At 57.0% G+C, this 21163-nt stretch carries 16 protein-coding genes; 6 read left to right on the top strand and 10 right to left on the bottom strand.

Annotated elements, in window-relative coordinates; translation table 11 throughout:
• Positions 1 to 118 precede the first annotated feature (118 nt).
• Both TU76_RS16835 and TU76_RS16830 read left to right on the top strand, forming a co-directional pair.
• Positions 119 to 796 carry a type 1 glutamine amidotransferase domain-containing protein gene (locus tag TU76_RS16835; protein ID WP_019822513.1) on the top strand — a complete coding sequence of 226 codons (678 nt, stop codon included), beginning with the start codon at positions 119 to 121 and terminating at the stop codon, positions 794 to 796.
• A gap of 72 nt (positions 797 to 868) precedes the next feature.
• Positions 869 to 1498, top strand: a complete 630-nt coding sequence (locus TU76_RS16830; RefSeq protein ID WP_046809624.1) for a glutathione S-transferase family protein — start codon at positions 869 to 871, stop codon at positions 1496 to 1498.
• A 132-nt stretch (positions 1499 to 1630) separates the two neighbouring features.
• On the opposite strand, the gene TU76_RS16825 is transcribed toward TU76_RS16830, so the two are convergent.
• Positions 1631 to 2722, bottom strand: a complete 1092-nt coding sequence (locus tag TU76_RS16825; RefSeq protein ID WP_019822517.1) for an NADH:flavin oxidoreductase/NADH oxidase — start codon at positions 2720 to 2722, stop codon at positions 1631 to 1633.
• Between the two features lie 83 nt (positions 2723 to 2805).
• Here TU76_RS16825 and TU76_RS16820 point away from each other — a divergent pair, with 83 nt between their 5' ends.
• The gene (locus TU76_RS16820) at positions 2806 to 3105 is read left to right on the top strand and encodes an ArsR/SmtB family transcription factor (protein WP_088500117.1); all 300 of its coding nucleotides are present in this window, start codon (positions 2806 to 2808) and stop codon (positions 3103 to 3105) included.
• 81 nt (positions 3106 to 3186) lie between these two features.
• On the opposite strand, the gene TU76_RS16815 is transcribed toward TU76_RS16820, so the two are convergent.
• From TU76_RS16815 to TU76_RS16780, 8 genes are all read right to left on the bottom strand, one after another.
• A complete protein-coding gene (locus tag TU76_RS16815; RefSeq protein ID WP_048352152.1) occupies positions 3187 to 4482 on the bottom strand; it encodes a cytochrome c in 1296 nt (431 codons plus the stop codon).
• A gap of 10 nt (positions 4483 to 4492) precedes the next feature.
• Positions 4493 to 5032 (bottom strand): (2Fe-2S)-binding protein, encoded by a 540-nt coding sequence (locus TU76_RS16810; protein ID WP_231984400.1) that lies wholly within the window; start codon positions 5030 to 5032, stop codon positions 4493 to 4495.
• Positions 5033 to 5034: 2 nt separating this feature from the next.
• On the bottom strand, positions 5035 to 7968 hold the full coding sequence (locus TU76_RS16805) for a xanthine dehydrogenase family protein molybdopterin-binding subunit (RefSeq protein ID WP_048352151.1): 2934 nt from the start codon (positions 7966 to 7968) through the stop codon (positions 5035 to 5037).
• Positions 7969 to 8249: 281 nt separating this feature from the next.
• A complete protein-coding gene (locus TU76_RS16800) occupies positions 8250 to 9254 on the bottom strand; it encodes an XdhC family protein (RefSeq protein ID WP_048352150.1) in 1005 nt (334 codons plus the stop codon).
• Between the two features lie 41 nt (positions 9255 to 9295).
• A complete protein-coding gene (locus TU76_RS16795) occupies positions 9296 to 9859 on the bottom strand; it encodes a nucleotidyltransferase family protein (RefSeq protein ID WP_037031770.1) in 564 nt (187 codons plus the stop codon).
• Positions 9860 to 10153: 294 nt separating this feature from the next.
• Positions 10154 to 11737 carry an aldehyde dehydrogenase (NADP(+)) gene (locus TU76_RS16790; protein ID WP_048352149.1) on the bottom strand — a complete coding sequence of 528 codons (1584 nt, stop codon included), beginning with the start codon at positions 11735 to 11737 and terminating at the stop codon, positions 10154 to 10156.
• 13 nt (positions 11738 to 11750) lie between these two features.
• Positions 11751 to 12743 (bottom strand): AraD1 family protein, encoded by a 993-nt coding sequence (araD1, locus tag TU76_RS16785; protein ID WP_048352148.1) that lies wholly within the window; start codon positions 12741 to 12743, stop codon positions 11751 to 11753.
• Between the two features lie 16 nt (positions 12744 to 12759).
• Positions 12760 to 14082, bottom strand: a complete 1323-nt coding sequence (locus tag TU76_RS16780) for an MFS transporter (protein WP_048352147.1) — start codon at positions 14080 to 14082, stop codon at positions 12760 to 12762.
• Between the two features lie 190 nt (positions 14083 to 14272).
• On the opposite strand from TU76_RS16780, the gene TU76_RS16775 reads away from it, so the two are divergent.
• Together TU76_RS16775 and TU76_RS16770 are read left to right on the top strand one after the other, a co-directional pair.
• On the top strand, positions 14273 to 16009 hold the full coding sequence (locus TU76_RS16775) for an IlvD/Edd family dehydratase (protein ID WP_048352146.1): 1737 nt from the start codon (positions 14273 to 14275) through the stop codon (positions 16007 to 16009).
• A 107-nt stretch (positions 16010 to 16116) separates the two neighbouring features.
• Positions 16117 to 16830: a FadR/GntR family transcriptional regulator gene (locus TU76_RS16770; RefSeq protein ID WP_019822535.1), complete on the top strand. Its 714-nt coding sequence runs from the start codon at positions 16117 to 16119 to the stop codon at positions 16828 to 16830.
• Between the two features lie 70 nt (positions 16831 to 16900).
• Here the strand turns inward: TU76_RS16770 and TU76_RS16765 are convergent, their stop codons facing one another.
• Positions 16901 to 18724 carry an NAD(P)/FAD-dependent oxidoreductase gene (locus TU76_RS16765; RefSeq protein WP_082136551.1) on the bottom strand — a complete coding sequence of 608 codons (1824 nt, stop codon included), beginning with the start codon at positions 18722 to 18724 and terminating at the stop codon, positions 16901 to 16903.
• A gap of 243 nt (positions 18725 to 18967) precedes the next feature.
• On the opposite strand from TU76_RS16765, the gene TU76_RS16760 reads away from it, so the two are divergent.
• Positions 18968 to 20863, top strand: a complete 1896-nt coding sequence (locus tag TU76_RS16760; protein WP_048352145.1) for a sigma-54-dependent Fis family transcriptional regulator — start codon at positions 18968 to 18970, stop codon at positions 20861 to 20863.
• The last annotated feature ends 300 nt before the right edge of the window (positions 20864 to 21163 follow it).

The following is a 21163-nucleotide window of genomic DNA, read 5'->3' as shown; positions in this document are numbered from 1 at the left end:
TTCGTCGTAGCACGTATTCATAAACCGGTGGTCGTACATAGTCAGGACAGTGCATCCAGCATAAGCCCGAGGCAAATCTCGTTGCCAAAGGCCAAACCGCAGCAATGAGGGCTATGACATGAAAGTTTTGATGGTTCTGACGTCCCACGATCAACTTGGAGATACAGGCTTGAAAACAGGGTTCTGGCTTGAAGAGTTCGCAGCGCCTTACTACGTCTTCAAGGATGCAGGGGCCGAGGTGGTTTTGGCATCGCCAGCAGGTGGTCAACCGCCTCTGGACCCAAAGAGTGAACTGCCGGATTTCCAGACTGACATGACCCACCGTTTTAACGCTGATCCTGAGGCTCAGCGAGCTTTGGCGAGCACGGTCAAGCTGGATTCGGTCAGCAGCAAAGATTTTGACGCCGTGTTTTACCCTGGTGGGCATGGCCCTCTGTGGGATCTGGCCGAGTCCAGGACCTCTATCGAACTGATCCAGTCCTTCGAGCGATCTGGCAAACCCGTCAGTTTTGTCTGTCACGCGCCTGGGGTGCTGCGTCATGTGAAGGCCTCTGACGGTGCGCCGCTGATTAAAGGCCGCCGAGTCACCGGCTTTACCAATGGTGAGGAAGCGGCAGTAGAACTGACCGATGTCGTACCGTTCCTGATCGAGGATGAGTTCAAACGTCTGGGTGGGTTTTATGAAAAAGGGCCAGACTGGGCACCCTTTGTCATCGAAGATGGCAAGCTGATCACGGGCCAGAACCCTGCGAGCTCTGAAGCCGTGGCCAAAGCACTTGTCGCCCAACTGAAGTAATTGCTTCAGGCGTCCGGGCGTGTTGAAACCCTCGGGCGCCCTGGGTGCCACCCCTCATTTGAGAGAGTCTTCATGATCACACTTCACCACCTCAACGCCTCCCGATCGCTGCGTATTCTTTGGCTACTAGAAGAAATCGGAGAGCCTTACACCCTGATTCGTTATCAGCGCGATCCGGCCACTCGTCTCGCCCCGGCCTCACTGAAAAACATTCATCCGTTGGGCAAGTCACCGGTGATTGAGCTGGACGGACAAGTGCTCGTTGAGTCCGGCGCCATCGTCGAATACCTGATCCGCCGGTTTGCGCCCCAGCTGGAACCCGCATTCAACTCACCGGATTACCTTCAGTACCTGCAATGGATTCACTTTGCGGAAAGTTCGGCGATGGTGCCTGTGCTTCTTAAGCTCTTCACTCAATTTGAGATCAATGCCGGCACTCAACTCAAGTTCCTGGACGGCTATACCCAGACTGAGTTTGATAAGGTCCTGGGGTATCTGGACAGTGTGCTTGCGAACAGAACGTTCATCGTGGGAGACACATTGTCAGGGGCAGATTTCATGCTGGCTTTTGTTGCAATCACAGTCGTCGAGCAGATGAAGAGCGGGGCGCAGTACCCTCATCTGCAGGCTTACCTGCAACGTCTGGCGGAACTGGACAGCTGGAAGCGAGCATTGAAGCTGGAGAGTGAACTCGACGAATAGTTGAGTGGTGGCTGGTCATGTGGGAGCGGGCTGCTCGCGATGATCTTCCGAGCGCCGTATTTACCCAGTAAATACGCGTTATCGTAACGACCATTGCGAGCAAGCCCGCTCCCACAGAGTCAGAAATCGAACTTACCTGTAGCGCTCAAGCCAGTGAGCGTAGGGCGCGGGGAGTGTCCAGGAAGCCTTTTCAACGCCCAGCTCTTTGGCTGCAAAATACGGCCAGTGCGGATCCGCCAGGTGAGCCCGGCCCACAGATACCAGGTCCAGCTGACGAGATTCGACTGCAGCGTTTGCCAGTTGCGGAGTGCCGAAGCCCCATGCAGACGTCACTGGCAGACCCGACTCACGACGCACCCGCTCGGCGATCGGACCCAAGAAAGCGGGCCCCCATGGAATGTTGGTTTGCGGGATAGTGAAACCCACACTGACGCTCAGCAGGTCAAGCCCACCGTCCTTGAAGCGGCGCGCCAATTCGATGGATTCAGTCAGCGTTTGCTCATCGCGCCCATCGTACTCGATGACCCCGAAACGAGCAGTGAGAGGCAGATTCTCCGGCCACACCTCACGCACAGCTGCCAGAGTTTCAAGCAAGAAGCGGCTACGGTTTTCAAAGCTGCCACCGTAGGCATCGGTGCGCTGATTGGAGTGCTCCGAGAAGAAGCTCTGGCCAAGATAACCGTGGGCGAAGTGCAATTCGATCCATTCAAAACCGGCGTCACGGGCCCGGCGTGCAGCATCAACGAAGTCCTGGCGCACACGGGCAATATCTTCCAGGGTCATTTCCCGGGGGACTTTCGGCAGATTGGCACCAAACGCGACAGGCGAGGGCGCAATGGTCTGCCAACCATTCGGATTGCCCTCAGCGATGTGATCATCGCCTTCCCAGGGACGGTTAGCGCTGGCCTTGCGACCGGCGTGCGCAATCTGAATACCAGGCACAGAACCGGCATCCTTGATCGCTTTAACCATGGGCACGAAAGCCTGGGCATGGGCATCGCTCCAGATGCCGGCGCATCCTGGGGTGATACGCCCCTCAGGAGAAACGGCCGTCGCCTCAACGACAACCAGGCCAGCACCGCCCCTTGCCAAGCTGGCCAGGTGGACCAAGTGCCAATCGTTGACCATGCCGTTTTCTGCCATGTACTGACACATCGGCGGAATGGCGATACGGTTTCTTAAGGTGACGTCTTTTAAGGTGTACGGTTCGAACAGGGCAGACATGTGCAGGCTCCGGGAGATTGATTCGCTTGTTCGATAGTAATCGAAATATGGCATTCATTGAAAGCCTTGGTTATCATCGGCACATGCGTACCTTCAAACATCCTGTTCCCCCTGACTTCATTCTCGAGCGTTTGCTTTACGCCCTGAGCGACCCCGTCCGTTTCGAGATTGTCCGCTACCTTGCAGGCGTCACTGAAGCCTCGTGCGGCGAGCTGGACGGCGGTCGACCCAAGTCCAGCATGTCCCATCATTTCCGGGTCTTGCGTGACGCCGGGCTGGTTCATACGCGAAATGTGGGCACCACGCACATGAATTCACTGCGCTCCCAGGAGCTCAATCTGCGCTTTCCGGGCTTGCTGGACTGCATCTTGTCCCAGGCCTGAGTGCCAAACAGTGCGGCGAGGGCAGGGATCATTGTCACAATGATCCCGACCGATTTAGCCCGCGCCAGGGTTTTGAGTTGCCTATTTGCCAGAAGCGATTCCCTCGACTTGCTCTGCCGTAATTGCCTTGCCCTGGCCGCCCCATTGAGCACGCATCCAGGAGGCTAACCCCGCCACTTCCTCAGCACTCATGCGATCCGCAAATCCCGGCATGGCATACATGCGCTGATTCCCGGTGAATGTTTGTGTGGGAACCCCCTGCAAAATAACGGTCAGCAGATTAACCGGGCTGTCCATGACGACAGCAATATTGCCATTCATTGGTGGCGCAACATTTGGAATGCCTTCCCCATTCGTCCCGTGACATCCGGCACATACGGAGAGGTAACTGAGTCGGCCACGCTGCAACGGCGTATCACTGGCAGCAGGGAGTGGCTCAGGTCCTTTTGCCGGCTGAAGCAGTTGACCATCCTTACCGGTCATCAGGTATGAGGCGATAGCATCCACATCAGCCGCTTGCATCGCACTGGTAGAGAAGTGCGTCACGGTATACATACTGCCAAAGGCTGTGCCTTGGGCAGAGATGCCGGAGCTCAGATACTCGCTCAATGACGTCGTGTTGAAGCCTCGCTTTGCCAGCGTCTGTGCAGTGATGTCTGGGACCACCAGGCCATCAACGACGTCACCTCCCTCCAGGGAGCGTGCAAAAGAAACACCCATCGTGATATTGCGTGGCGTATGACAGGCCCCGCAATGCCCCAGACCTTCCACTAAATAAGCGCCGCGCAACCATTGTTCCGATGCCCCCTCCCGTACAGGCGGTTGACGGTCTGGAAAGTTGATCAATGCCCAAAAGTTCATGAATGGCCGCACAGGCAGCCTGAACACTCCGGTGTTAGCAACATTGGGCTCAGCAATAGACGGCAGGCTCATGATGTAGGCATACAAGGCATCAATGTCTTCGGAGCGTGTGATATGCGTGAATACAAAAGGCATGCCCGGATACAGATTCCTGTTGCCGGGTGCAATGCCATCACGCAGCACACGATGAAAGTCTTCACGGGTGTAGTTGCCGATGCCATGGGTCTTGTCAGGGGTTATGTTGGTCGAATAGAGGGTTCCAAACGGTGTATCAATAGGTACACCGCCGGCGCCTCTTGGCCCCTGAGGCAGCGAATGGCAGCCCATGCAATTTCCAGCCAGGGCCAACTCACGGCCACGGGGGAGCAACTCCCGGGTCTGCGCATCCGTCAGCGGTTGCTGTACACCAGGTGCAACCGTTGAGGGACGGAACACACCCAGCAGTACGGCCAGAGCAAGCAAAACCGCGACAACAATGAAACCCGCCAAGCCATTGCGTAAACGATTACGTTTCATCGCCTGCTCCTTAGTCGATCACACAGCCAGGAGTCTTCAGCGCGACGTCCTGAACAGCCTGGTAGTAACGGACATACCCGGTACAACGACAGATATGGTCATTGAGCGCTGTTTCGATTCGACTTTGTAAGTCGGCACGTTTTACAGGTTGGCGTTTTAAAGATTCAACAAATACGGTGGCCGCAGTCACGAACCCCGGAGTGCAATAACCGCACTGAAATGAAAAGTGCTCGATAAATGCCTGCTGTATCGGGGTCAGGTCGCTCACCTCGCCATGCTCATCCCGCTTGGCCTGGCCTTCAATGGTAATCAGCGTTTTGCCATTAAAAAAATGGGCGTCAAAGATACACGTGCGCGTCTCTATGGGGATTCCGTCGGGTTGAATTTCCATGACGGTGCACGCATGGCAAATACCTTGCCCGCAACCAAAACGAGTGCCTGTCAGATCAAGGTGATCATGCAAAAAATCGATCATGGGCATGCCCACAGGCGCGTCTACCGGACCTACTTTCTGCCCGTTTATGGTGAGGGTCAGTGAGCGTTTCTCAATACTCATAGCATCAACGCCTTTTTAATTTTGTTGGCTGTCACTGGAAGGTGATAGAAGCGCGTTCCTATGGCATGAGTAATGGCATTACCCGTCGCAGCTACAACCGGGATCATCACCACCTCGGCCAACCCTTTGGGTGGAGATGTTTCAGTGAGAGGATCAAGATAGGTGGCGGTTTGCGTCCACACGGCGACATCTTTGGCCCGTGGCAACCTGTAGCGGTTGAAGTTCCAGGTGCCGTTCCCCGGGCCATCACCGTACAAAGGGAGTTCTTCCATCAGCGCGTGACCAATACCCATGGCGATACCGCCTTGCTGCTGGCCTGACACCAGAGCAGGCACAATGATATTGCCGGGATCGAGCAAACTGTGATGATTCATGATCTCAACGTGCCCTGTGAAGGTGTTGACATTCAGTTCTACCAGGCAGGCTGCGGGTGTATAGGTGGTGACACCCGCGTTGTTGCGCTGGGCAGACGGAAACTGAACGTTACTGCGCTTGATGAAGTCATAGCCGCCGGTAGACATTCTTGCCTTCAACGACTCGGGAGCAGCATCTCCATAGCGCACTGCGATTGCATCTGCGGGTAGATTCTTGATCCCCAGTCCAGGAATCTCGAAATCGGCACGAGCCCATTGCCAACGGCTGAAGCAGTGCAGGGCAACGCCTGTGACAAGCCCCATTTCATGGGCTTTACGGGCGATTGCTTCGAATGCTATTGGCGCCATACCACCGCCGCCGATGCCGCCAGGCACTGCCCGCAGGTCTTTGGCGGTCATATAGCCACTCGCCAGTTGGCCTCCTGCCGGACCACTGCTCCAAATGGCCTGCGCAGCAGGCCAAACAGTATTTTCAAGTAGAAATTGAGCAGCCTGACGTGTACCAAATCCGATGAAGTAGACACTGTTTGAAGCGCTCATCGCGGGCAAAATAGCGGGCACCCAGAAAGGGTCCCGTGCAAGCTCGTCCTGTTGTTCCTGTGTAATGGAGAACGGTTCGAAATTACTCTTGAGCGGCAACTGAGCGAAGTTGGTTTCACCAAAAATTGCGATATCAGGTGCCTTGCCCAGCAAGCGCTGCACCATGACTTGCTGCGCCGTCGTAGCACCGGTACCAATTTCTTGTACGCAGTGGCGCATTGTAATCTTGCCTGCTGCATCGAACTCTAATAACAGCGCCGTGGTATCTGCACCCGTTCCATAGTCTTTCTGAACTTGTGCAAAGCCCACGCCGTAGCGACGGCCGGGATTGGCTGCCTCGTATTTAACTTTTGCCTGCTCGCGGTTCAGCCACAGTGGATGACTCGAGGCGAGGTCAAGCATCTCTAGATTACGTGGGTCACCCAGCTGGACCGCACCCTGAGTGTTGGGATCGCCTGCCTGCAATGCATTTCGCTTACGCAACTCAATGGCGTCCATCCCCAACTGCGCAGCAACTTCGTCAATCAGTAACTCTGTGATAGACATGGCCTGGAGAGTGCCGTACCCGCGCATCGAGCCCGCTTCGACTGCGGCAGTTGCAATCGCAGCAGTGGCCAGATCGGACTTGGGAAAGTAATAGATGGACTGTGCTGCGGTGGCAGCGACTTGCGCCACTGAGAAAGAAAAGTTGGCGCGACCACCCCCATTACAATTATAGAAAGCTTTAAGCACCTCGAACTTCCCGGTCTTGCGATCAGCGACCAGCGTTAGATCCATCTCGATACTGTGGCGCTTCATGCCCAACTGGAACTGCTCGTAGCGGTCATTTGCCAGGCGCACGGGCAGGCCATCGCCATAAAAACAAGCGGCAATCGTGTAGAACGGGAAAATGGAGTGATCTTTGGAGCCATATCCAACGGTGGTGCCAGACACCAGTTCAATCTTTTCGACGGGAAAGCGCTTGTTATCTTTGACCATGAACGCGGCAACCCGCGCAACTTCATACGGAGACTGCGCAGCAATCAGTACATGCAAGGTGCGCGTCGATGCATCGTACCAAGCATTACCGTTATCAGGCTCCATGGCACTGGGGTCAATGGACTGCGAAAAACCCTGGCGTTGCACAACAAGTTTTGCAGGGTTGTTACGTGCAGCTTCAATTTCTGCCTCAATAATGCCCGCAGCGGCCATACCCCGGCGCATCGGCTCATCGGTCTGCTGAGCGACTTTTAATGGATCGCGAACACCGCCACCGCCGCGATGAGGCAACAAGACTGAGCGCGGAACAAAGATGCCGTCAGGATCGGCTTTGGGCCAGGTCGGCGTATCACCGTCAAAATCCCCCCAAATAACAGCATCCTGAATAGGTGCAAAGGCAGGAGGGGCGGATGGCGTCTCACCAGCGATTCTCACATAACGCGCCGCCCCATAATTGGGAGGCTGGATCAATCCCGTCTTCCTGCCATATTTGACTGCAGTGGTTTCGAATCGCAAACGCCGCTTGGCCGCTTCAAAACGGTCAAAGTCATGGAAGATCAATAAAGCCACAGGGTGCCCGTACAGTGGGGCCGTGTTACCCGCCGGCAGCAGAAAGTCCTGACCGTAAAACCCAACGCCTAGATCTGCCAGTTCGGGGACCCGGACACCGTCTTTTTCCAAATCGGCATGCTTTAAAACCCGATCTGGCTGCAAGTCTGGTCCAAGCATCGACAGGTCAATATCGTCAAATGCATGTTCGACGTCGGTTGCTTTGAGGAAAAAACCATGGGCTTGTTTTTCTGGCCAGCCAGGCAGGTTTTTGGAGCGGAAGTCACGGGCGAATACTTTTTCCCCCGTGACTTTTCGTATCGCATCCCATCGATATTTCACACTGCCATCGGGCGCCATCCATTCGGATGTTTGCGCTCCTGAATGAACTTCACGCGCCTGAAGCGCAGGCAAGCGGCCGAACATAACAGTGATACCCGCAAACGTTCCAAGCTTGATAAAGTCGCGTCGATTGATGCCTGATGCCATGTTTGCTTCCTCTAAACACAGTCATACCGGTTTAAGTAGTCATTGAGCATAGATGCAAGCGCAAGAAAAAAATCATTAGGTGAGCGCTAAAAATCCCAGATAAATAGCTTAGATAAAAAGCGATAGAAAGCCAGATTCAAATAATAGAAATCCACCTGAAAGTTAAATAAACGCACCGATCGTTCTCTCTAAAAACAGTCGCGAAGAGTTACCCGCACGCCAGTTTTGATATCGAGGGTAAAAGACTTGCTTTTGAAAGGCTTTCATGTGACCAAACTAAGTCAGCTGCGCTCAAACTGCTCTTTTTTTAGTTTGCCCACGCTGATCTGCATCGCAGGTTCAAGGATGACACCGTTTTTAATGGCAATAATCTCCGCCATAATGCTCACCGCTATTTCAGCAGGGGTTTTACTGTCGATGAATAAACCAATGGGGCCATGCAGCCGTTGCATTGTTTCCTTTTCAATCTCAAAGTGCTCAATCAATCGTGCACGCCGAGCCTCATTGTTCTGACGCGAACCAATGGCACCGACATAAAAAGCGGGGCTCTGGAGCGCCTCTATTATCGCCAAATCATCCAGTTTAGGATCGTGACTAAGCGTCACCACGCATGAGCTTGGGTCTGGCCTGAAAGCGGTGACTGCATCATCTGGCATACACCGTAACAGGGGAACTTCGTTCTCGTTCCAGCTGAATGTATGTTCAGGACGAGGGTCGCATACCGTGACCGTAAATCCCGTGCTCTGGGCAATTGCCGCTAGATACCTTGCGAGTACCCCGGCACCGATCAGCAACATGCGCCATCGCGGGCCTATGTACATTGCCAGTTGCTGATTATCTAAAAACAATGGTGCGTACTTGTTGACGACGGTTAACTGCACATCCCCGGTTTCGCACTCCACGGTACGCCGCACCAAGGCCCCGCCATCCAGATACTCCAGTAGCTGTTCAAGCCGTTCTGCACAAGGGTTGCGCTCCACCATCAACTCAATGGTGCCCCCGCAAGGCAAGCCAAAACGGTTGGCTTCCTCTGCGGTCACGCCATAACGAACCACAGTGGTTGATGGCGTCGTTTCAATCTCTTTAAAGCGATCAAACAGGTCATCCTCAATGCACCCGCCCGAGACTGAACCCACCATTTCTGCCCCGACTCGCAGGGCCAGCATCGCTCCGACTGGACGAGGCGATGATCCCCAGGTCTTTACAACAGTGATGAGCAACGCGGCTTGCCCTGCTTGGCGCCATGCGTGCAGAGCACGCAAAACTGTTATATCGACAGCATCCATGGCTTCTCCGACAACAACGTTGTGACACATGTGAGGTGTAATCAATGGGTACTAAGCCAGAGTTCGGCTCGTTGCAAATCTTCTAAGGTATCGATGTCATGCACGATGCCTGGGTCATCAACCAACAGGGCTTTGACTTGCCCTTGACTGTCCAGGGCTTGCAGTACTGAGCGAGCCCCTTGGTCACCCCGCAAGCCCAGCAACGCCTCAGCACAACTCGCTGCGAAAGCGACAGGGTGGCCTTGGCGCTGTTCCCAGTACGGCACGACGGCCTGATAGGGTTCGTCAGTGATTAAAGCCTGCGCAACGGCGCGAAGTGTTGTAGAGCACACCAGTGGCATATCAGCAGGCAAGATCAACCAACCCGCCGCACCCTGCGTAGAACGCACACCGCAGGCAATGGAGTCTCCCATACCTTCAGTCTCTGCTCCCGCAGGACTGACTACATAGCACTGCAAGCCAGCCTTTTCCACGGCTTCCAGCACATGGCTCATGACCGGTTTTCCAGCCAGTAGCGCTTGCAGTTTATGTGTATGGCCACCACTGCTAGCAAAGCGCATTCCTTTACCTGCTGCCAGCACTAACACCGTTACGTTCATGTTCATGGACCAAAACCACTGCTCTCGCAGATGCTTGAAAACATTGTTGAAACCACCCCGGCAATTGGTTCGATTGGTCAGGCCGCTCTGGATATCCTTCAGGGCGGCCTCATCGTTCAAAGCCGCTTTGTCGACGCGACACAGTGCATCACGATAGCTCGCTATCGAAGCTCCGGGGATTTAATTGGAGGAGGAGGGCGCCATGCCATCGGTGCAGATGGCCATCGCGCCTGCACAGGTTTGATACCCAAGGTTACGTGCGCAGACACCTTGGTATCTGCACACGGCATCGCGGCAGGATCAACCCAGCGAGCGGTCCGACCATTGGCCATCCACCAGGCGGTGAAGGCCCAAAGGGTTGGCGTTTTTCAATGCGTCAGGCAACAGGCTGTCGGGGTAGTTCTGGAAACACACCGGGCGCAGGAAACGGTCGATCGCCAAGCTACCCACTGAAGTGCCCCTGGCATCGGAGGTGGCAGGGTAAGGTCCGCCGTGGACCATCGAGTCGCAGACTTCCACGCCGGTCGGGTAACCATTAAGCAGGACACGCCCGACTTTATGTTCCAGCAGCGCAGTCAATTCGCCGAACTGTTCAAAGTCAGTCACTTCGCCGATCAAGGTGGCCGTAAGTTGGCCATGCAAGCTGTTTATCGCGGCACTGAGCTGTACCTGATCATCAACTTCTACCACCACTGTGCTCGGCCCGAAGACTTCTTCTTGTAACACCTCATCCCCTTCGAGCAATAAGCTGACATCAGCCTTAAACAGCTGTGGCCATGCCTGATTACCCTGCTGAGCCTGCCCGGCCAGGCGTTGGATGGCGTGATGGGCAAGCAGCTTGTCCAGACCTTGGCCATAGCTGCGCAACGTGCCGGCGTTGAGCATGGTCTGCGCAGGCTGTTCGCTGATGTGCCCGGCCAACTGCTCAATGAAGGCCGTGAACGCAGCCGAGCGCACCCCGATGACCAACCCTGGATTGGTACAGAACTGCCCGCAACCTTGCACAACCGAGGCACAGAGTTCGCGGGCGATGGTCGCACCGCGTACGGCAAGGGCCTGGGGCAGGATGATCACCGGGTTGATACTCGACATCTCGGCGAACACAGGGATCGGCCGCGGACGTGCCGCTGCCATATCACATAACGCGCGGCCGCCCTTGAGCGAGCCGGTAAAGCCCACGGCATGAATCGCCGGGTGCTTGACCAGCGCCTCACCAACGCCTGCGCCGTAGATCATGTTAAATACTCCGCCGGGCATGCCGGTGCGTTCGGCGGCACGCATCAACGCATCAGCGACCCATTGCGCAGTAGCCATATGCCCGCTGTGGGCCTTGAACACTACCGGGCAGCCGGCCGCCAACGCCGAGGCGGTGTCACCGCCCGCTGTGGAGAACGCCAAAGGGAAGTTACTGGCGCCAAACACCGCCACCGGCCCCAGGCCAATGCGGTACTGGCGCAGGTCGGGACGGGGCATCGGAGCGCGATCCGGCAGAGCCTGATCGATGCGTGCGCCATAAAAATCACCACGGCGCAGCACCTTGGCGAACAAGCGCATTTGTCCGCTGGTGCGCCCACGCTCACCCAGAATACGACCCGAAGGCAATGCAGTTTCCCGGCAGACAACCGCCACGAAGTCATCGCCCAGGGCATCCAGCTCATCCGCGATTGCGTCCAGGAACCTGGCGCGGCGTTCAGCACTCAACGCGCGGTAGGCCGGGTAGGCCGCCGCAGCCGCTGTGGCGGCCTGGTCAACTTCCTCAGGGGTGGCCTGGTGAAAATCGTAGGGCAGTGTCTCGCCGGTGCTGGCGTCGACGCTTTTGACGATGACGCTGCCCAGGGCGCTGCGTTGGCCACCGATGTAGTTGTGACCGAGAATCTGAGTCATTGGGGGGTCTCCTTTAAAGTGTGCCGATGCCGCCGGGAGCGAATACCCCATCGACCGGGGTGATGCCGTTAATCAATGGCGCGCCGAACTCGGTCTGGCTGATTTCGAAGCGATCACCCGGCTGGGTGCGAATGCCGTCGGCGAACGACAAGGTCGCCGTGCCGAAAAAGTGGATATGCACATCACCTGGACGCAGGAACTGGCTGTATTTGAAGTGATGGTATTCAAGGTTCTCCAGGCTGTGGCACATGTTGGCTTCGCCACTGAGAAACTCGTTTTCCCACAACACTTCGCCATCGCGCAGGATCCGGCTACGGCCCGACAAATGCCGGGGCAATGCACCGACCCGCAGTTCCGGACCAAACGAGCAGCTGCGCAATTTGGAATGAGCCAGGTACAGGTAGTTTTTGCGTTCCATCACGTGATCGGAGAATTCATTACCCACTGCGAATCCCAGGCGATAGGGTTTTGCGTCATGGCCAATGACATACAGGCCGCCGATTTCCGGCTCCTCGCCCGCGTCTTCGGCAAACGGTGGCAGTGGGAACGCAGCGCCGGGGCGCACAACGATGCTGCCATCGCCCTTGTAGAACCACTCCGGTTGCACGCCCGCTTGACCGGCGGCGGGTTTCCCGCCTTCCACTCCCCATTTGAAAATACGCATGGTGTCGGTCAAGACGGCTTCGTCACCGGCCTGCTGGTGCATTTTATCGCGCGTCGAAGCGCTGCCCAGGTGGGTCAGACCCGTACCGCTGATCAGCATGTGCGCCGGGTCCGGGTGATCCAGAGGCGGCAGGATGCGCAACTCGGCTAACAACGCGGGGTAGTCATGGGTAATGCCCAAGCCTTGCTGGTCGACCTGTTGCGCCAGGCTCACGCCCGCCTTGATGGCGGCGAGGGCCAAATCACGCACGCTGAAGGCCCCCAGTACTTCACGTACCAGGTCACCGTCTACCCGGCCCACGCGGCGTTCGCCGGTGTTGAGTTCAAACTGTACTAAACGCATAGCGGGTGTCCCTTGATTAAAGATGAGTCGCCGCGCGGGCGCTGGCGGCAAATTCGCTCGACTTGAGCATGTGTTTACGCTCGAGGGTGCGATACACCACGAACGTCAGGAATAGCCCGAACAGCATCACCCCGCACAGGAAGTACAAGCCCGAGGCCAGGTTGCCGGTGTACTCCTTGAGTGCACCGATCACGAACGGGCCGATGTAGCCGCCCAGGTTGCCCACCGAGTTGATCAGGGCAATCCCGGCGGCGGCGCTGGCACCGGCGAAGAAGCGTCCCGGCAATGTCCAGAAGATGGCCGTACAGGAAAACAACGAGAACGCCACCAGGCTCAAGGCCGCCAGCTGCAGCATCGGGACCGTCAGCCAGGCGCTGAAGAACAGACCGATGGCGCCCAGCACATAGAGCACTGCCAAATGGCCGTAGCGATCATTGAGGCGGTCGGAACTGCGAGGAATGATGAGCAAACCGATAATGCCGAAGACATAGGGCACCGAAGACACAAACCCGGTGCTCAAGTCACTGCCGCCAAACTGTTTTATCAACGTTGGCAGCCACAAACCAAGCCCGTAAATGCTCAGGGTGACGGGCAGATAGAACAGTGCAAGCAGCAATACGCGCTTGTCTTTTAAGGCGTGCAACGGGTTGCCATGACGGGTCTGGCCGTAGGCCTGCAAGTCTTTTTCCAGCTCGCCTTGCAGCCAGTCCTTTTCCGCCTGATCCATCCACTTGACCTGTTGCGGGCCGTCCGGCAAGTAACGCAGCACCGGCCAGGTCAACAGAATGGCGGGCATGCCAATCACAATGAACAGCCATTGCCAGCCATGCAGCCCAAAGACGCCATCCATGCCCAACAAGCCGCCGGACACTGGCCCGGTGATCATCATGGCGATAGGTTGCGACAGGATAAACAGCCCCAGGATCTTGCCGCGATGGCGGACCGGAAACCATTGGGTGATGTAGTAGAGCACGCCCGGGAAGAACCCCGCTTCGGCGACCCCCAGCAGGAAACGCATGACATAGAAACTGTGCGGTCCCTGCACAAACGCCATACCGATGGTGATAGCGCCCCAGGTGAGCATGATCCGGGCAAACCAGCGCCGTGCGCCGAAACGCTCGAGCATCAGGTTGCTGGGAATTTCCATCAGGAAATAGCCGATAAAAAACAGTCCAGCGCCCAGGCCGTAGGCAGCATCGCCAATACCGATGTCGGCGCCCATGTGCAGCTTGGCAAAGCCCACTGCCGAACGATCTACGTAAGCAATCAGGTATAGCAGGATCAGGAACGGAATGAGTTTGAGCGTAATGCGACGAATAAGCCGGAGTTCCTGGCTCATGAGACGGTCTCCCATTGTTTTTGTTATGGCACCTCTGGAGTGGCCTCAAGCGGGTTATCGCCAGGATCAGCTCTCAGTTGAATCGACTATATAGTAATACTATTTACCCAACAACTCTTCCAAACTGGCTTTTTTAAAGCTAATTTAGGGGTACGTAAAATAATTAGTCATACAATAAGAGCCCGCCATCATGACAGACAAAACTCCTCCTCTGCGTTCCGCCCAATGGTTTGGCAGCGCCGATAAAAACGGTTTCATGTACCGCAGCTGGATGAAGAACCAGGGCATTGCCGATCATCAGTTCCAGGGCAAACCGATCATCGGCATCTGCAACACCTGGTCGGAGCTGACGCCTTGCAATGCCCACTTTCGGACCATCGCCGAGCACGTCAAACGCGGTGTCATCGAGGCCGGTGGCTTCCCGGTGGAGTTCCCGGTGTTTTCCAACGGCGAATCCAATTTGCGACCTACCGCCATGCTCACGCGCAACCTGGCGAGCATGGATGTGGAAGAAGCCATTCGCGGTAACCCGATTGATGGCGTGGTGCTGTTGACCGGCTGCGACAAAACCACTCCGGCTCTGTTGATGGGCGCGGCCAGCTGTGATGTCCCGGCCATTGTGGTCACCGGCGGGCCAATGCTGAACGGCAAACACAAAGGCAAAGACATCGGCGCCGGCACCATCGTCTGGCAGATGCACGAGTCCTACAAAGCCGGCACGATCAGTCTCGACGAATTCCTCTCGGCCGAGGCCGGCATGTCTCGCTCGGCAGGTACCTGCAACACCATGGGCACGGCCTCGACCATGGCCTGCATGGCTGAAGCGCTGGGCACCTCGCTGCCCCATAACGCGGCCATCCCGGCGGTGGATTCACGCCGTTACGTGCTGGCCCATATGTCGGGCATGCGCGCCGTCGAGATGGTCCGCGAGGATTTGCGCCTGTCCAAGGTATTGACCCGGGAAGCCTTTGAAAACGCGATCAGGGTCAATGCTGCCATTGGCGGTTCGACCAACGCCGTGATTCACCTCAAGGCCATTGCCGGCCGGATTGGCGTGGACCTGGAGCTTGATGACTGGACCCGTATCGGGCGGGGCACCCCGACCCTGGTGGACTTGCAGCCGTCGGGACGCTTTCTGATGGAAGAGTTCTACTACGCCGGGGGCCTGCCTGCCGTGCTGCGACGCATGGGTGAGAACGGCCTGATCCCGAATCCGCAAGCATTAACCGTCAACGGCAAGAGTCTCTGGGAAAACGTTAAAAACTCACCGATCTATGGCGAAGACGAAGTTATTCGGGCGATTGATAACCCGCTGGTCGCCGACGGTGGTATCTGCGTGTTACGCGGCAACCTGGCGCCTCTGGGCGCGGTACTCAAGCCATCCGCTGCGACCCCGGCCCTGATGAAGCATCGCGGCCAGGCAGTGGTGTTCGAGAACTTCGACATGTACAAGGCCCGCATCAATGACCCTGAGCTGGCGGTCACTGCCGATTCGATTCTGGTAATGAAAAACTGTGGTCCCAAGGGTTACCCGGGCATGGCAGAGGTAGGCAACATGGGTCTGCCGGCCAAGCTGCTGGCTCAGGGCGTGACCGACATGGTGCGTATTTCCGATGCCCGCATGAGCGGCACGGCGTACGGCACAGTGGTGCTGCACGTAGCCCCGGAAGCCGCAGCCGGCGGACCATTGGCGGCAGTGCAGGAAGGTGACTGGATTGAACTCGACTGCGCCAGCGGACGCCTGCACCTGGACATCTCTGATGCCGAGCTGGCCGCTCGCCTGGCCGATATCGAACCGCCAAAAAACCTGTTGATTGGCGGCTATCGCCAGCTCTACATCGACCATGTCATGCAGGCCGACCAAGGTTGCGATTTCGATTTCCTGGTGGGCTGCCGAGGATCGGAAGTACCACGCCATTCCCATTAAGTGGCCACACCGGTAAAGCGAGCCCACCCTGACAATCAGAGCGGGCGCGATTCAACCCGCGCCTGCTATGATCCGCGCTTTCAACCGAAAGGATCGCCCCGCGCCCCATGGATTATCGTCAGCCCTCCGACCGCAAAAGCATGCATACGCGCATCGTTCAGGAACTCGGCCTGCAGATTGTCTCCGGGCGCTTCAAATCCGACGACAAACTGCCCGCCGAAGCATTGCTCTGCACAGAATATGCGGTCAGCCGCCCGGTATTGCGCGAAGCCACCCGGGTCTTGGTCGCCAAAGGCCTGGTGTACTCCAAGCCACGCGTTGGGACCGTGGTCAAGCCACGGCGCGAGTGGCACATGCTCGACCCTGACGTGCTGCACTGGTTGCTCCAAGCCTCGCCCCAAAACGAATTTTTTGGCTTGCTGACCACCGTGCGCAGCATTATTGAGCCCGCCGTGGCGGCTCTCGCAGCCCAGCATGCAACCGCAGACGATGTGGCTTCGATTCATGAAGCCTACCAACGCATGGAGAGTGCCTCCACCCCTGAAGAGCTGTTGCAGCCCGATCTGGATTTTCACAGCCGGATTGCCGATGCAACCCATAACGACCTGCTGGCCAACTTGTGCAACATGCTGTCATTGGCCTTGCGCGAAGCCATGAAACACTCCAACCGTCGGCCCAACCTGCACGAACTTGCCCTGCCACGGCACAAGGCAATTTTGACCGCGATCGAAAGTCGCGACGCCCTGGGGGCACGCCAGGCCACGCTGGTACAGCTCGAAGACGCACGTACAGCGCTGGATGTGGTGCTGGGTCAAGGATGAGGGTGTTTGATACTGGCGAATATGATTCGAAGGGGAGCGGCGCCCAACCCTGGGCCAGGCGCCGTTTGACTCAGCCAGTATGGTGACTCTCGGCAAGGTTATAGACAGACGCGTCGATGCCTTCGAATCGCGCTTTTAACTGCAGGGCCAGATACAACGAGTAATGCCGTGACTGATGAAGGTTGCCACCATGGAACCAGAGGTTTTCCTGTTGTGTCGGCTTCCACATGTTGCGCAGTTCACCTTCGTACGGGCCAGGATCATTCGTGGTTCCGGAACCCAAGCCCCAGCAGCGGCCGACCTTGTCAGCCACTTCCTGGGAGATCAGCTTCGCCGCCCAACCATTCATTGAGCCATAGCCCGTGGCGTAGACGATCAGATCTGCCGGTAGCCGGGTGCCATCATTGAGTACCACAGCGTCTGCTTCGATGCGTTCGACACCCAGGCCAGGTGCGCTTTTAAGCTTGATCGTGCCATTGGCGATCAGTTCACAGGCGCCGACGTCGATGTAGTAACCAGAACCACGGCGTACGTACTTCATGAAAAGGCCAGACTCGTCGTCACCGAAATCGAGCATGAAACCGGCCTTGCCTAAACGTTCGTAGAAGTCTTTGTCACGCTCCTTGATCGCATCAAAGATGGGTTTATGAAAACTCGGCATGACTTTGTAGGGGATCGAGGCGAACAGCATGTCAGCCTTGTCGGTGGTCAAACCCGTTTCCAGGGCGTCTTCAGAGTAGAGCCCGCCGAAGACGAGATCCATCAGGCTGTCGGAACGCACAATGTGGGTGCTGGAACGTTGCACCATGGTTACCTGCGCACCGTTCTCTACCAGGTCGGCGCAGATATCATGAGCCGAATTGTTGGCACCGATGACAACCGCGTGCTTGCCGCGCCAGGCGTCCCCGCCAGGGTGTCTGCTGGAATGATGCTGCTGGCCACTGAACGCTCCGGCACCCGGATAACGTGGAACATTGGGCACGCCAGACATGCCGGTGGCGAGAATCAACTGGGTAGGCTGTAAAGTCATGGGCTCTCCGTCACGCAGCACCTCAACCGTCCAGGTGCCATCTTGCTCGTCAAAGCTTGCGTTCACACATTCTGTGCGTGGCCAATAATTGAGCTCCATGACTTTGGTGTACATTTCCAGCCAGTCGCCAATCTGGTCTTTTGGGGTGAAGACTGGCCAGTGATCGGGGAAGGGCAGGTAAGGCATGTGGTCGTACCAGACAGGGTCGTGCAGGCACAGCGACTTGTAGCGCCCGCGCCACTGATCACCAGGGCGCTCGGCCTTGTCGACGATCAGCGTTGGCACCCCCATTCGCTTGAGCCGCGCAGCGAGTCCCAACCCGCCCTGGCCGCCGCCCACGATCAGGCAGTACGGTTGGGTGGTGATGCCTAATGCAGCTTCTTCATCACGACGACGTTCCAGCCAGTTGCGTTTGTCAGGGTGGGCGTGATCATGATTGGCCCCCATCGGCCGACGGCGGCCGCTGGGCTCTTCAAAGCCCTTGAGCTCGCGCATGGTCGTCAGCAACGTCCAGCACAGGCCCTCTTTTAGCCGCACATAGCCTTTACCCCGTCCCGCATCGGTTTCCAGGCTGATCCAGCCTTCGAGTACACCGTTATTGAGCGTCGCCTCACCTTCCAGTTTCCATTGCTGAGGTCGAGTCTGCTCAAGGCGTGCTTCGAGCATGTCGCGGATGGCAGGCTTGCCTTCCAGGGTCACCAGGTTCCAGCTGAAAAGTAGCAGGTCACGCCAGTGACACTCTTCGGCAAACAGCTCAAGCGCGCCGTCCACGTCATGCTGGGCGAGCCGTTCACCGAGGTTTTCGATCCAGGCCGCGAGCTGGGCAGTAGGCGTGTGCAAAGGTGTTTCAACAGCAATGTTCATTGGGCTTCTCCGATCTTGTTGTTTTTGTACAACCTGCTCCAGAGCAAGGCTCGGGCCACCTTCGCGAAAGCCCCATTGCAGAGCTGTTGCTGTGGTATTGCTCAGGTTTTGCTTCGGAGTTTTGTCACGATTTCGGGAAGGGTGGATGACAGAGTGTCACTCGGTGCCTAAAGCGCTGGTTGCGATCTTTTCGTATAAGCTGCAAACAGACCCGAGCTCTACCCCTAACGGAGAACAAGAATAATGAAGCCGGCCTTGATCAACGACCATGCACAACACGTGCTGCAAGCCGTCCAGGGCACTCACACCAGCCATGACCCTGTTAATGACCTTGCCATCACACGATCCTGGCGCCGGTGCCTGGATCAGTATCAGCTCGATCCTGCCAGTCGCCGCGCACCTAACGTGGTTGAACATCCGCGCTTGCAGGATCATCGCGCACCCCTTGAACACATCATCGGTGTAGCGCACTGGCAGATGACCCACTTGCACCAGCAGCTCGGACGCGATGGCCACGTGGTGCTACTCACCGATGCTCGCGGTGTGGCAATCGACAGTGTGTTCAACGAATCCGAACGAGCCGAATTTCAACGCGCAGGGCTGTGGCTCGGCTCGGTCTGGAGTGAAGATTGCGAAGGCACCAACGGTGTGGGCACCTGCTTGGTCGAGCAACAACAGGTCACCATCCGTCGTGATGAGCATTTTCGTAGCAAGCACGTCGGTCTGAGCTGTTCGGCAAGCCCGATATTTGATGCCAGTGGAGCGTTGCTGGCGGTGCTCAATCTTTCGTCTGTACGGGATACTCACAGCCAGCAGCAATATTTCAAAGCCATGGCTTTGACTCAATTGTCAGCCAATCTGATCGAAAGCTGTTTTTTCCTGGGGCATGATCCTCAACGCTATTTGCTGCGCTTCCACCCAGAGGCAGGCTTCGTAGGGCTGCTGGGTGAAGGCCTGCTCAGTTTCGATGAAGGTGCGCATATTTGCTCAGTCAATCGTGCTGCGCTGGAGCTACTGGGCCTGAGTCGTGACCAGGTGGTTGGGCAGTCTCTGACTATGCTGCTGCAAACACCTATCGATCATCTGATGAGTCAGGCCAGTTCTCAGCCGAGTGTGTGCTGGCCGCTGCGGCTGGCGGACGGACGTCTGCTCTACGGACAGTTACGAGAACCTGTACGCCCGGTGCCTTTAGGCACGCCTGCATCCCCAACAATCAATGACGTGCATGTGTGCCTCGAAGACCCGCGCCTGCAACGCGGCATTGCCCGCGCACTGCGTGTCATGGAGCACGATGTGCCGGTGTTCTTACAGGGTGAAACCGGTACTGGCAAAGAAGCGTTTGCTGCGGCGTTGCATCGTGCGAGCTCCAGAAGGCGCCAACCGTTTGTAGCGATCAATTGCGCGGCCATACCCGAAACGCTGATCGAGAGCGAGCTGTTCGGCTATCGCGGCGGAAGCTTCACCGGAGCACGCAAGGACGGGATGATCGGCAAGCTGGAGCAGGCCCATGGCGGCATTCTGTTTCTCGATGAGATCGCGGATATGCCACTGGCGTTACAGACTCGCCTGCTGCGAGTGATTGAGGAGCGCCAGGTGGTGCCGCTGGGTGGCGCGACGGCACGTGCGCTCGACGTACGCATTATCAGTGCCAGCCACCAGGATTTGCAGGTCTGTGTGGCGCAAGGGCGCTTTCGCGAAGATCTTTTTTATCGCATTGCCGGATTCACCGTGCAGCTCCCGCCGCTGCGCGAACGATCCGACAAGGGCAGCTTGCTGGATCTTCTGGTGCTCGAAGAGACAAAAGGCACAGGGATTCGGCTGGAGGCGGGCGTCAGAGAGTGCTTGCTGAGCCACCCTTGGCCAGGCAATGTCCGCCAGCTGCGTACGTGTCTGCGCACGCTGGTAGCGTTGTCGCTGGACGGGATGGTCACACTGGAGGACTTGGCGGAGTTGCTGCCGTCAGTGCCTGCGACAGTCGCGTTGGCCGAAGATCCCCTGGGAGAATCCGAACGCCAGACGCTGCTCACGTTGATTGAGGCAGAGCACTGGCATATCGCCCATGTTGCCGCTCGCCTGGGGATTAGCCGCAATACGCTCTATCGCAAACTGCGCCAACACGGTATTTCACGACCGGGTTGAATGCAGAGTGGCATCACCGAGTCTTCATGCCTCGGTGGCATTTGGCTCGGGGATAAAGGGCAAGCCGGGAGCAGGCAGTGTCTTTTCATCAACCCGGGTACATCAGGCCAAGCCGCAGATTCCAAGGCGGGCAAGGATCGTCCTGGTTCAAACCCGGGACTTAACAAAGCTTCACATTTGGACGGCGGGAAAGCGGGGGGATATCGGTTAGCATCGCGGCGCAGCCTTGGGGCCGCAAGCGTGGTAACAACAACGGCTTAAATGGCGTACAAGCGTTTGAGAGCCGGGATCCCGATTAAA

The organism is Pseudomonas psychrophila (assembly GCF_001043005.1).
GTDB lineage: Bacteria > Pseudomonadota > Gammaproteobacteria > Pseudomonadales > Pseudomonadaceae > Aquipseudomonas > Aquipseudomonas psychrophila.
This window is presented reverse-complemented; position numbering and strand designations above follow the sequence as displayed.